At 62.6% G+C, this 13,005-nt stretch carries 9 protein-coding genes and 1 pseudogene; 5 read left to right on the forward strand and 5 right to left on the reverse strand.

Annotated features, from left to right (window positions below; genetic code table 11):
• Nucleotides 1–36 precede the first annotated feature (36 nt).
• The 4 genes from AB7Z56_RS13675 to AB7Z56_RS13690 all read left to right on the forward strand — a co-directional run bounded on the left by AB7Z56_RS13675 (nt 37) and on the right by AB7Z56_RS13690 (nt 5,180).
• The gene (locus tag AB7Z56_RS13675; protein ID WP_441256332.1) at nt 37–1,167 is read left to right on the forward strand and encodes an LLM class flavin-dependent oxidoreductase; all 1,131 of its coding nucleotides are present in this window, start codon (nt 37–39) and stop codon (nt 1,165–1,167) included.
• A gap of 27 nt (nt 1,168–1,194) precedes the next feature.
• The gene (locus AB7Z56_RS13680; RefSeq protein ID WP_441256333.1) at nt 1,195–1,974 is read left to right on the forward strand and encodes an enoyl-CoA hydratase/isomerase family protein; all 780 of its coding nucleotides are present in this window, start codon (nt 1,195–1,197) and stop codon (nt 1,972–1,974) included.
• A 1-nt stretch (nt 1,975) separates the two neighbouring features.
• Nucleotides 1,976–3,847 carry an AMP-dependent synthetase/ligase gene (locus AB7Z56_RS13685; protein ID WP_441256334.1) on the forward strand — a complete coding sequence of 624 codons (1,872 nt, stop codon included), beginning with the start codon at nt 1,976–1,978 and terminating at the stop codon, nt 3,845–3,847.
• A gap of 100 nt (nt 3,848–3,947) precedes the next feature.
• Nucleotides 3,948–5,180, forward strand: coding sequence for an ABC transporter substrate-binding protein (locus AB7Z56_RS13690; RefSeq protein WP_354142143.1), 1,233 nt, complete (start codon nt 3,948–3,950; stop codon nt 5,178–5,180).
• 50 nt (nt 5,181–5,230) lie between these two features.
• Here the strand turns inward: AB7Z56_RS13690 and AB7Z56_RS13695 are convergent, their stop codons facing one another.
• The 5 genes and pseudogenes from AB7Z56_RS13695 to AB7Z56_RS13715 form a co-directional block, all read right to left on the reverse strand.
• Nucleotides 5,231–6,094: an AraC family transcriptional regulator gene (locus tag AB7Z56_RS13695; RefSeq protein ID WP_354142144.1), complete on the reverse strand. Its 864-nt coding sequence runs from the start codon at nt 6,092–6,094 to the stop codon at nt 5,231–5,233.
• Nucleotides 6,095–6,550: 456 nt separating this feature from the next.
• Nucleotides 6,551–6,679 (reverse strand): annotated as a pseudogene (locus AB7Z56_RS13700) (transposase); the annotation flags it as partial.
• Between the two features lie 740 nt (nt 6,680–7,419).
• Nucleotides 7,420–7,848, reverse strand: a complete 429-nt coding sequence (locus AB7Z56_RS13705; protein ID WP_354142145.1) for a GlcG/HbpS family heme-binding protein — start codon at nt 7,846–7,848, stop codon at nt 7,420–7,422.
• Nucleotides 7,841–10,816 carry an FAD-binding and (Fe-S)-binding domain-containing protein gene (locus AB7Z56_RS13710; protein WP_354142146.1) on the reverse strand — a complete coding sequence of 992 codons (2,976 nt, stop codon included), beginning with the start codon at nt 10,814–10,816 and terminating at the stop codon, nt 7,841–7,843. The genes AB7Z56_RS13705 and AB7Z56_RS13710 overlap by 8 nt, the downstream gene beginning before the upstream one ends.
• A gap of 107 nt (nt 10,817–10,923) precedes the next feature.
• Nucleotides 10,924–11,661, reverse strand: a complete 738-nt coding sequence (locus AB7Z56_RS13715) for a GntR family transcriptional regulator (RefSeq protein WP_354142147.1) — start codon at nt 11,659–11,661, stop codon at nt 10,924–10,926.
• Nucleotides 11,662–11,794: 133 nt separating this feature from the next.
• On the opposite strand from AB7Z56_RS13715, the gene AB7Z56_RS13720 reads away from it, so the two are divergent.
• Complete coding sequence (locus tag AB7Z56_RS13720; protein ID WP_354142148.1) at nt 11,795–12,997, forward strand: pyridoxal-phosphate-dependent aminotransferase family protein; 1,203 nt, start codon at nt 11,795–11,797, stop codon at nt 12,995–12,997.
• The last annotated feature ends 8 nt before the right edge of the window (nt 12,998–13,005 follow it).

Genomic DNA, 13,005 nt, shown 5'->3' on the forward strand with positions numbered 1-13,005 from the left:
CTGTGCCATCTCGAATTTCCCTAGAGGACCTCAAAGATGGCACTTAAGTTCGGCTTCTGGTCGGAGCAGGAAACCCAGGTCGGGCAGAGCTACGCTCGCCGGCTTCATGAACTGGTCGACGAGGTGCGCCTCGCGGAAAAGATGGGGTTCGACTGCGTCGCGCTGTCCGAGCAGCACGTCGCGCTCGGCGGCATTTCGAGCTCCGCGCCCGAAGTGGTCTACGGCTACCTTGCCGCGGTCACATCGCGCGTGAAGCTGCGGTCCGCGGTGACCCTGATGCCGCAGAAGATCAATCACGCCTTGCGATCGGCGGAACGGCTGGCCGTTACCGATATTCTGTCGCACGGCCGCATGGAGTTCTATGCCGGCCGCGCCAACACGACCATCGCCATGCGGGCCTTCAACGTCGACCCGAATGAAACGCTCCCCCAAATGGAAGAAGGGCTCGCGCTGCTCAAGAAATCGATGCGCGAGGATATCTTCACTTTCAAAGGCAAGTACTACCAGATTCCGCCGCGAATGCTGGTTCCGAAGCCGCTTCAAAAGCCCCATCCGGTGATCGGCATCGCCGCCACAAGCGAACGTAGCCATAGCTGGGCAGGCTCCGAAGGCTTCGCCGTGCTGAGCAGCAACATCTACCAAGGGTGGGACTATCAAGCCAAGCTGATCAACACTTACCGCAAAGCCTGGAAGCGTGATGAGCGCGGTCCGCTCGATCGCTCTCGCATCGGCCTTCCGCTCTTCCTTGGCATTGGTTCCACGGATCAGAAGGCGAAGGACGACTACGCTGAGCCTCTGATGCACTACGCCCGGATAGCGACCGACGCTTATCCCCGTTTGGCGAAGCTCTCCGATGACTATGCGTATATGAGCGAGAGCCAGCCGGCGGCGGAACGCGCCGGAAAGGATTGGGATTACCTGCTCAACGAATCGGCGACCACCGTTTGCGGGAGCCCGGACACCGTCATCCGTCAGCTCGAGAAATTCGAGGCATTGGGCATCGATGAAGTTTTGCTTCACCTCGATTCGGTGAACCACGAGAAGATCATGGAGGCGATCGAAATGTGCGGTCGCTACGTGATCCCGCACTTCAACGACAAAAACAACGTTGTGCGACCAACCGAGGAAATCCTCGACAAGATCCGCGCTATGCGGCCGCAGAAGTGAGTTCAGGGAAACACAGGACAGAGACCGATGTCACAGCATAGCTACAAGTATCTGATAGTTGAGAAGCGCTCGAGCGGCGTCGCCGCCGTTACGATGAACCGGCCGGAAATCCTCAATGCCATCAACTGGGACATGCACGAGGAGCTTGAACGGGTTTTCGTCGAGCTGGATCACGACAAGGAGGTCCGCGCGATCGTGCTGACCGGCGCGGGACGCGGCTTCTGTTCCGGCGGCGACCAGAAGTCGCTCGACAAGGGCCCGCTGCCGTCGCCGACGAGGAGTGGACGTCATTTGGTCCGCAATATGCTCGAGGTCGAGGTGCCGATCGTCGCTGCCGTCAATGGCGCGGCCGTCGGGCTCGGAGCGACGCTTGCCTTGTTCTGCGACGTCATCTTCGCGAGCCCCGCAGCGCGATTTGCCGATACGCATGTGACGGCGGGCGTGGTTGCGGGCGACGGCGGCGCGGTGATCTGGCCGCTCTTGATGGGGCCGGTCCGTGCGAAGCACTACCTCATGACGGGAGAGTTCATCTCCGCCGACAAGGCTGCCGCCATGGGCATGATCAACGACGTCATTTCGGATCGGGACGTCAAGGACGCCGCGATCGAATACGCCGAGATGCTGGCGAGCGGCCCGCGGGAATCGATCATCTGGACCAAGTACAGCGTCAACAAGATCATCAAGCAGTACTCGCATCTGGTGCTCGATACTTCGGGTGCACTGGAGATGCTCACCTTCGCACTGCCCGAGCGCCGCGAGGCTGTCGCTGCTTTCGCCGAGAAGCGGAAGCGCTTCGCGGAGCGGTGAGATGGACGTCGAATCCATCAGGTCGGGAGCCCAACTCGCCGACGTGACCATTCCGCAGCTTCTGAGTGCGCGAAGGGCTGAGCGGCCCGAAGCGGTCGCCTACAAGCAAAAGCGTCACGGCAAATGGATCGCCGTGACGTGGAGGCAGTATTCGGATCAGGTGGCCAAGCTGGCAGCCGCCCTGCAGCAGGCCGGGTTCGAGCGCGGTGATCGTGCAGCCATCATGGGGGATGTGTCCCAGGAATGGCTTCTCGCGGACATGGCGACGATCTGCGCTGGTGGCGTCATGGTCGGCGTGTACTTCACGTCGTCGGCGGAGGAAGTCGGCTATTACCTGAGAGATTCCGGCGCCTCCTTCATCTTTGTCGGCAGTGAGCTTCAACTCGGCATCGTCCTGGCGTCCGGCCAGGCCGAACAGTTGCGGAAGATCATCGTGCTCGATCCGGATTGGAATGGGGGCGATGCGGCGGCGAACGCCGTTTCACTCAAGGACTTTTGCGGCACGACCTCGGTCGATGCCGATGGACTTCTTCGCAAGCAGGCTGCGCAAGCGAAGGCCAGCGATCTGGTGAGCATCGGTTACACGTCAGGCACCACCGGCTTTCCGAAGGGCGCGATGCTGACACATCTGTCGCTGCTTGCCGGTGCGCACAGCGTGACGACGTTCAGCCCGCGGATGCGTTCCGACACGCATCGCGTCGTCGTGCATCTGCCGATGTCGCATACGGTCGCGCGCGCGCAGGCAACAACCTTGCCTTTGCTCGCGCGGATGGTGCCGCATTTCGGAGAGACCAGCATGGAGTTCGCCCAGACGATCAAGGACGTGAAGCCGACATATTTCACGGCGCCGCCCCGCTTCTATCAGCGTTTTGCCACACAGATCCTCAGCAAGGTCCATTCCGGATCCGCGAAGCAGAAGCAGGACTATCAATTTGCGATGACGATCGCCCGCAAGGCGCTCGACGACCGTCAGGCCGGCGGCACGCCGGATCCCCTGATATCGGCCCTGTTCGCCGTGTGCCAGGACCAGATCTTCCGTCCTCTACTTGCAGAAGTCGGGTTCGAAAAACTCGCGGTCACCTATACATCGTCGGCTGCGATGCCTTCCGAACTCATGTCGCTCTGGCAGCTATGGGGGCTACAGTTGAAGGAATGTTACGGCCAGACGGAGCTAGTGGGAGCCAATCTGGTCCAGATGGCGGAATGGCCGGAAGCCGGCACGGTTGGCGTGCCCGTGCATGATGCGGCCTGGGAGACCACGGTTCTCGAGGACGGAGAGATGATTGTCCGCGGACCGGGGCTCTTCGTCGGGTACTGGAAAAAGCCGGAGGAAACCAAGTCGGCCCTGCGCGATGGCTGGCTTTACACCGGAGACATCGTGGAGATCGACCGGACGGGCCTCTTCAAGTTGGTCGATCGGAAGAAAGAGATCATCAACACGTCCAACGGGAAATCTATCAGCCCGACGCAGATCGAGAATGAAATCCGGCACAGTCCGTTCATCTCCGAAGCCGCGGTCATCGGGGAAGGAAAGAAGTATCTCACGGCGTTGATCGAAGTTGACGCTGTTGCGACGATGGAGTGGGCGAGATCGCGGGACCTTCAGATCGCGCAGTACGCGGATCTGGCAAATTCCGAAATCGTCGTCCGGATGATCGAGGGAGAGATCGGCAAGGCCAACAGCAAATTGGCCAGAGCCGAACAGATCAAGGCCTTCCGGATCCTGCCGGAAGAACTGTCTCCGGAGAACGGCGTGATGACGCCGACAAGGAAGAAGCGCCGGAGGCAAATTATCGAAAGATATCGGTCGTTGATCGATACGCTTTACGACGAGAGTGAAGACGAACTGGTCATGGCCGAGATGAAAACGTGATTTGAACGGGCGCGTCTGCTGCAAGATACGCGCCGCCAGTGATCGAGCTTTTTGATTTGATCGCCGTAATATTCATGCAGCCGACTGAGGAGAATGTCACATGAAGAATCGCAACGAAAGTGGCCTGACGCGTCGTGCATTGCTGGGCAGTGGCGTCGGTGCCGCCGCCGGGCTCGTATCGTGGCCGGCAAAGGCAAACGCTCCCGGCAAGGTACGGGTCGGCGCGATCAATCCGAGCAGCGGGGTGCTAGCGTTTCCTGGCCAGGCCAGTGTGCGCGGCATCGATGCCGGCGCGAAGTTCGCCAAGGGGAAATTCGGAATAGACATGGAAATCATCCATGCCGATACGCAGAGCAGGCCGGAGAACGGGCGAATTGCCGCCGAGAGCCTGATCCGGCAAGGCTGCACGGTGCTCATCGGGGCCTGGGACTCCGGCGCAACGATATCCGCGCTGCAGGCCGCGGAAGCCGCGAAGGTCCCGATGGTGGTGCATATCGCGACCGCGACCCAGGTGACTTCGCAGGGATTCACCCAGGTCTTTCGGTACTGCCCCACGTCGCTGACGATCGTCAGGAAGTCCCTGGCCGAATTGAAGTCGCTGTTGTCGCCGCTCAAGGATGTGCCGACGAGCGCGGCGATCATGCATCTCAACAACACTATGGGGCAATCGACTGCAGCCAGCATCCGTCAGGCCTGGAAGGAGGTCGATGTCCCTCTGAAGATTGCGCAGTACATCCCATACGACGAGAAGGCCAGGGATCTCTCGGTTGAGGTGGCGAAGGCGAAAGCCTCCGGCGCCGACGCGCTGATATCGGTGACGCGTGTCAACGACGCCATCATGATCATCCGGGAATGCGTCAAGCAAGGGTGGAATCCCAAATTGATCTTCTCGCCGAATTCGAATGGCGTGCAAGACAAGGCATATTACGACGCATTGGGCAAATACGGTGACGGCGCGGTACTGTCGACGTTGTGGTACAACCCGAAGGCGCCGGACGCGCCGGCAATCCTCAAGCGGTTTGCAGCCGACTATCCAAATGACTGGCTCGATGCAAATTCAGGGGCTGGTTTCGAAGCCGTGCAGATCGTTGCGGATGCCGTCAGCCGCGCGGGCTCTTCCGAATCCGGGGCGATCCATGCCGCGCTCAAGGCGACCGATATGACGCCGATCCTGATGTCCAGTGGCAGGATCAAGTTCGATGCCAGCGGCCAGAACATGGGAGGTGATGTGACGATGCTGCAGGGACAAAACGGAATGCCTCGCGTGGTAGCGCCGCAAGCCGCGGCCGAAGCAACCTTTCAGTACCCGCTGACGCCGTTCAACTCGAGGTGAGGACCTGAGTTGCGGCTCAAGAAGACAAAGCCGCATGCGGGGCGGAGGGCCTATTCCAGCGACTCGCGACCAACGAAGCTGGACCGCTCGGCGAGGAAGCGACGAGGGCTCTTGCCCATCGTCTTCTTGAACATGGTGATGAAGGCGCTGGCCGTTTCATAGCCCAGATCGAGCGAGACCGTCTGGACGGAAGATCCGGCCGAGAGGCGCTGCAGCGCGACAAGGATGTGGAGGCGCTGTCGCCAGCGTCCGAATGTCATTCCGGTTTCCTTCGATACCAGGCGGGCGAATGTGCGCTCGCTCATGGCGTATCGAGCAGCCAACTCGTCGACCGTGCGCCGATCGGCAGGATCATTGAGAAGCGATGCGGCAAGATGCTGAAGTCGACTATCGGTGGAGATCGGCAGGTACATCTGCTCGGTCGTCATCTGCACCAGTTCGTCGAGCAGGACGCGCCCGAGACGGCTTGTTGGTCCCTCCATCGGATACAAGGGTGGAAATACCGACAATCGATGGATCAACTCGCGGACCAGCGACGATATCGTGAACGTGCAGCATGTGGTTGGAAGCGCACTCGCCTGCGGATCGATGAAGACGACGTAGACCTTTCCGGCGTCCGACATGCAGTTGCTGTGCAGGACTCCGGCGGGTATCCATACAGCACCCTGTGGCGGAACGATCCATAGTCCTCCCGGAGCGCGGCACATGACCGATCCGTGAGAGGCCACTACCAACTGCCCCTTCTTGTGCGAATGAAGCGGCAGTTCATCGTTCCCCTGACCTGTCTCGATGGACATGGAGATAATCGGTCGATCGAACTGGTCTGGATCGATCGGATCGTAATTGATCCGAATGTCCGGCAAGCTCATTCGGGCAAAGCCGTCGTCCGTTTCAACAGCGGGTGACTTGTGCATTGGATTCGCTCGCGGAAACCGCAGTTCCAATCTGTTGGGCGGCGATAACGCCGACGGAGGGTTCCTTCAAAGGATAGCTCTTTGACAGGTGATCGTCACGGGAAAGTAGGGCGAAGAAGAAGATGCCGCGGCAGAGGACTGAATGTGGGCCGCCCGTCGCGGAGGCGAGGCGATTGGCCCGCGACGGTTGCGGTCGCCGCTCGGCGTCCTGCGTGCGGGGCGTGGATAGCCTTTGTCGAGCAAGTGCGCGCGTTATTGCAAGGCCCGTAGCGAGCGCTGATGCGTGGGAATCTGGCCACGGTGTTCGGCATCAGCAACTATAGAACGACCTCAATCAGGCGAGGACCGCGATTGCTCATCGCGCTGCCGAACTGGCTTGCGAATTCTTCGACTGATGTTGCGCGCGTTGTCACCGCGCCGGCCGTCGACCAGCGCGTCCAACAACTTGAGCTAGAAGCCCCGGCGCGACCAGCGGTCTGTCGTCGACGGTCCGTAGTCGGCCGCCAGTCGCACCCAGCGGCAGCCGACCTTCAGCACGTGCAGAATGCCGGAGATCACACGGCGATCATCGACACGCCTGGCGCCGGGTTGGATGGCACTTGGCCGCTCTGTTTTTTCAATAGCGACATCCATATCGTCCGACATGCACAGATGTGACGATTGCCCACCAAAGCAGGTGGCTTTCCAGCCTAATCAACATTCGGTTGGGCAGATTAATTCTTCGACTACGCAATTTTTCGGCCGTAGTTCAAATGGTGAGTGTCGGCTGCGAGGCACCGAAAATGCCTTATTCTTCAATGAAGGTTGACTGACACTCTCTCCGCCGCGCTGCCTCTCTACTGTATCCTGCTGTTCGCTGCGACAGCGAAACCGATGAATAGCGCGACAGCGGCTGTTGCGGCTAATTCCGTGATGTTTCTCCTAGTAGCCGGACAAAGCGTAGCTTTCGAACGTGGGGTCGGAGGACGGATTCCGCCATGAAGGACATGGCGCCAACGCTCAAGTCGGTTCTCGACGTCGGACGAAAAACCCTCGGTTAGATCGCAACCTGAACCGAATGTCGGTATCGGTGGTTGCGCCTCCCCGATTTGGACCTACTGCGAGCCGCATTGTTGGCTAAAGTTCCTGCCAAAGCAGCGGCTCTTGGCACGCTGACAGACGCTATTTCAGGAGTTAGGCTGCTCTTCGGTAAGAAAACAGCGTTCTTGCGATAGTGGGTATCGCAATGTAGCGCTCTAGCGACTCGAATCCCCGACAAATGGCCTTACGGCGGCATAATCCTTAGAATCTGCGCGAGCGCAGCCGCTGAGGCGCGTGGACGAGCGTCAACCCGCGTTCGCCTTCAACCCGGCCGCCTCGATGCCCGCCAGCGCGCAGGCCTCGTCATTGTCGGAGGTGTCGCCGGACACGCCGATGGCACCGAGCAGCGTTGCGCCATCCATGATTAGCACGCCGCCGGGGACCGGCACCAGCGCGCCCTTGGCGATGGTATTTACGGAATCGATGAAATAGGCCTGCTCCTGCGCGCGCTGGTACAAGGCGCGCGAGCCCATGCCCATGGCGAGCGCACCATAGGCCTTGCCGTGGGCGATCTCGGCGCGCATCAGGCTGGTGCCGTCCTGCGCCGCGGCGATCTTGAGCACGCCGCGTGCGTCCAGGATGGTGACGACCAGCGGCTTGAGCTTCAGCTCGGTGGATTTTGCGAAGGCGGCGTCGAGGATCTTGCGAGCGGTGTCGAGCGTGAGGTCAGCCATGGCTGGTTTCCTTTTTAGTGTGAGAAGTAGAATTTGGTCCGGCGCGGTCGAGGCTCATCGCCAGCACGCGCGCGACGTGAAGCGCTTCGCGCTGGGCGCCGTCGTGGATCTGATGCCGGCAGGAGGTGCCGTCGGCGACGACCAGCGTATTCTGGTCGGCGCGCCGCACGGCGGGCAGCAGCGACAGCTCGGCCATCTCGATCGAGCCGTCATAGGTGTCCGCGCCGTAGCCGAAGGCGCCCGCCATGCCGCAGCAGCTCGATTCGATGGTCTCGACCTTCAGGCCTGGAATGAGGCGCAGCACCTGCTCGACCGGCTTGAAGGCGCCGAAGGATTTTTGGTGGCAATGGCCGTGCACGACGGCCTTGTCGGCGACGGTACCGAGCGGCAGCTGCAGCCTTCCGGCCTCCGCTTCGCGCACCAAAAACTCCTCGAAAGTCAGCGCGTGGGCGCCGACGGCCCTGGCATCGTTGTCCTTGCGCAGCGAGGCGAGCTCGTCGCGCAGCGTCAGCAGACAGCTCGGCTCGAGGCCGACGATCGGCACGCCGCGGGCGGCAAAGGGCGCGAACGCGGCCACGAGGCGGTCGAGCTCGGCCCTGGCTTCGTCGACGAGACCGGCTGAGAGGAATGTACGGCCGCAGCAGAGCGGGCGACTGCCGCTCGCCGGCCTGGGCAGGTGCACGCGATAACCACCCGCCGCGAACACGCGGAGCGCGGCGTCGAGATTTTCGCGCTCGTAGACGCGATTGAAGGTGTCCGTGAACAACACGACTTCGCGGCCGGTCTCCGGCCCGACCGCTTCCGCGGGCGGCACGAACACGTCGCTGCGGAAGGCGGGCAGGGCGCGGCGCGCGCTGATGCCAGCAAAGCGCTCGAACAGCTTTCGCAGCAGCGGGCTGCGGTTGCGCAAATTGGCGAGCGGCGCGAAGCGCGATGCGAGACCGGCATAGCGCGGGAGGTAGCCGACCAGGCAGTCGCGCAGGGTCAGGCCATGGGACGCGACGCGGGCGGCGAGCACCTCGATCTTCATCTTGGCCATGTCGACGCCGGTCGGGCATTCGTGGCGGCAGGCCTTACAGGAGACGCAGAGTTTTAGGGTCTCCATCATCTCGTCGGAGGACAACGCGTCGGGATCGAGCTGGCCGGAGATGGCGAGCCGTAAGCTGTTGGCGCGACCGCGGGTGACGTCCTTCTCGTTGCGCGTGGCGCGGTAGGACGGGCACATCACGCCGCCCTCGAGCTTGCGGCAGGCGCCGTTGTTGTTGCACATCTCGACCGCGCCCTGGAAACCGCCGCCGGCGCCGGGATAGGCGGACCAATCCAGCTTCGTCTTCAACTCGTTGACGCGGTAGTCGGGTTTGAAGCGGAACAGCGAGCGATCGTCCATCCGGGGCGCATCGACGATCTTGCCGGGATTGAGGACGCCTTCGGGATCGAAGCGCCGCTTCACCTCCCTGAAGTCGGCGACGAGCCGCTCGCCGAACATGGTCTCGTGGAATTCAGAGCGCACCAGGCCATCGCCATGCTCGCCGGAATGCGAGCCCTTGTACTCGCGCACCAGCGCGAAGGCCTCCTCGGCGATGGCCCGCATCGCCTTGACGTCCTTCTCCAGCTTCAGGTTCAGCACGGGCCGTACGTGCAGGCAGCCCTCGGAAGCATGCGCATACATCGTGCCGCTGGTGCCGTGCTTTGCGAAAACCTCGCTCAAGCGCGTGGTGTAGTCGGCCAGATGCGGCAACGGCACGGCGCAATCCTCGACGAACGAGACCGGCTTGCCCTCCTGCTTCATCGACATCATGACGTTGAGGCCGGCGGCGCGGAAATCGGCAATGCCGCTTTGCAGTGCGGGCTCGGTGATCTCCACCACGCCGCCCCATTTGCGCTGCTCGTTGTTCCAGCCGAAGCCGAGATCGCCCATCAGCTCGTCAAGCTGCTTCAGGCGCAGGAGATTGTCCGCCTGGTCCTCTTCGGCGAACTCCACCACCAGAACGGCATCCGGATCGCCCTTGATGGCCGCGGAGATGATCGGCCTGAACATCGCGATGTCGCGGCCGAGCGCGAGCATGGTGCGGTCGACCAGTTCGACCGCGATCGGCTTGAGCTTGACCAGGTGCTGGGCGGCGTCCATCGCCTCGTAGAAACTGCCGAAATGACAGATGCCGAGCGCTTTGTTGCGGATGACGGGCCACAGCTTCAGCTCGACCTTGGTGGTGAAGGCGAGGGTGCCTTCGGAGCCGACCAGGAGATGTGCCATGTTGTTGCGCGCATTGCGCGGCGTCAGCGCATCGAGATTGTAGCCGCCGACACGGCGCTGCACCTTGGGAAAGCGCGCGGCGATCTCGTCGGCCTCGCGGGCGCCGAGATCGAGCATGTCGCGGAACAGGGCTCGCGCGCTGTCGTTCGCATCGAGATCGGAGAGATCGCGCGACACCTCGCCGTACCGGCCCAGCGTGCCGTCGGCGAGCGCCGCCTCCATCGACAGCGTGTTGTCGCGCATCGTGCCGTAGCGAAGCGAGCGGCCACCGCAGGAATTGTTGCCGGCCATGCCGCCGATCGTGGCACGCGAGGCCGTGGAGACGTCGACCGGAAACCACAGGCCGTGCTTCTTGAGCTGGCGGTTGAGGTCGTCGAGCACGATGCCGGGCTCGACCACGCAGGTGCGGCCGTCGACGTCGAGCGACAGGATCCGGTTGAGGTGTTTCGAGAGATCGACCACGAGGCCGTCATTGACGGTCTGGCCGCATTGCGAGGTGCCGCCGCCGCGCGGGGTGACCTTCAGGCCCTCGTCGCGGGCGATCGCCAGCGCCCGCAAGGCCTCGTCCATGGTCCTCGGGACCACCACGCCGGCGGGCACGATCTGGTAGAACGAGGCGTCGGTGGCGTAGCGGCCGCGGCTGAAGCCGTCGAACAGGACGTCGCCAGTCATGTCCGCGCGCAGGCGCCGTTCGAGCGAGGAGGCGATTGTCATCCCTGGTCCCGGATTGATCCAACGCGGCGCCTGTGGCTGGTTGGAGTATTCATTCTTGTTTCTGACCGATTATATTATGAATTCAAAATGAGCAAGCCAGCCACCCCTTAAGGGGCGGCCGGCGTGTCATCTTGGGGTTCGGTCAGGTGCTCGATCGCGGCCGCCCGCTTGTTGCGCAGGTGCTGGAACAGGATGTCGCTGAGCTCGCTGGCGGCGCGGCGGCGCAGTGCGTCGAGGATGGCCTCGTGCTCGCGCATCGCTTCCGCCCAGCGCTGGCGCTTGCGGGCGAAATTGGCGGAGTAGCGGACCCGGCGGATGCGCCCCGCGAAGTTGGCGTAGGCGGTCTTCAGCGTCTCGTTGCGCGCGGCCGCGACGATGCTCTCGTGGATGCGCTGGTTGGTCTGGAAATAGCCGTGCATGTCGCGATGCAGATAGTGCCCGTACATCTCGTAATGCAGCTGCTCGATCGCGGTGATTTCCTCATCCGTAATGGCCTCGCAGGCGAGGCGCCCGGCAAGGCTCTCCAGCCCCGCCATGACGTCGAACAGCTCTTCGAGGTCGCACTGGCTGAGTTGGCGGACGCGCGCGCCGCGGTTGGGCAGGAGCTCGATCAGCCCCTCGGAGGCGAGCACTTTCAGGGCCTCGCGCAGCGGCGTGCGGGAGATCCCGAGCATCGCGCAGAGCTGCCGCTCGGGAACGCGTGCGCCGTCGGGAATATTGCCCTCGACCACGTAGTCGCGCAGCCGCAGCAGGATCTCGCCGTGAAGCGAGGCCTCCTGGCGGTCGCCGCCATTTGCGGCTGGTGGGGCGATCGGAACCCCAGTGTCGGGAATCGTGGATTTCATTTGCGACACAATAGTTTGCCTGTTTGATCGCGTCGATGTTCACAATCGAATACCAAAATTCAATTGAAATGACAAAAAATGAATGCAAAATGGCCTCTGAAGCCGGCTAGAGTCCGCCGACAGGGAGGTTTTCATGCACCAGGGACGCCATTTCCTTCAGATTCCAGGCCCGAGCCCGGTCCCCGAGCGCGTCCTCCGCGCCATGGACATGCCGGTCATTGACCACCGGAGCGCCGAGTTCGGCGAGCTCGGCCGCGCCGTGCTCGAAGGCAGCCAGAAGATTTTCCAGACCGCGGGTCCGGTCGTGATCTTCCCCTCGTCGGGAACGGGCGCCTGGGAGGCCGCGATCGTCAACACGCTGTCGCCTGGTGACCGGGTGCTGATGGTCGAGACCGGCCATTTCGCCACCCTGTGGCGGCAGATGGCGGGGCGATTCGGCATCGAGGTCGACTTCGTGCCCGGCGACTGGCGCCGCGGCGCCGATCCCGCATTGATCGAGGCGAAGCTCACCGAGGACAAGGCGCGCGCGATCAAGGCCGTCATGGTCGTGCACAACGAGACCTCGACCGGCGCGACCAGCCGCATCGCCGAGATCCGCGCCGCGATTGATCGCACTGGTCACCCGGCGCTGTTGATGGTCGACACCATCTCCTCGCTCGGCTCGGTCGACTACCGCCACGACGAGTGGAAGGTCGATGTCAGCGTGAGCTGCTCGCAGAAAGGTTTCATGCTGCCGCCCGGCCTCGGCTTCAATGCGATCTCGGAGAAGGCCCGCGCTGCTGCGAAGACCAACAAGATGCCGCGCTCCTATTTCGACTGGGAGGAGATGCTCAAGCCCAACGCCAACGGCTTCTTCCCCTACACGCCGGCAACCAATCTGCTCTATGGCCTGCGCGAGGCGATCGCGATGCTGCTCGAAGAGGGGCTCGACAACGTGTTCGCGCGCCATCAGCGGCTGGCTGCCGCGACGCGTGCCGCCGTCAGTCACTGGGGCCTCGAGATCCTCTGCCAGGAGCCCTCGGAGTTCTCGCCGGTGCTCACCGCGGTGTTGATGCCGCCGGGCCACGACGCCGATCAGTTCCGCAAGATCGCGCTTGACAATTACAACATGTCGCTCGGCTCGGGCCTGTCGAAGGTCGCCGGAAAAGTCTTCCGCATCGGCCATCTCGGCGAATGCAATGCGCTGACGCTGCTCGGTGCGCTCACCGGCGTGGAGATGGGCCTGTCGGTTGCGGGCGTGCCGCATCGCTCCGGCGGTGTCGACGCCGCGATGAAGCTGCTGGAGCAGCGCCCGCAGGGCAATGCCTCGCCGCATCTGAAAGTGGTCGGCACCTAGGTCGCGCG

Origin of the sequence: Bradyrhizobium sp. 482_C4_N1_8 (assembly GCF_052075965.1) — a bacterium.
GTDB lineage: Bacteria > Pseudomonadota > Alphaproteobacteria > Rhizobiales > Xanthobacteraceae > Bradyrhizobium > Bradyrhizobium barranii.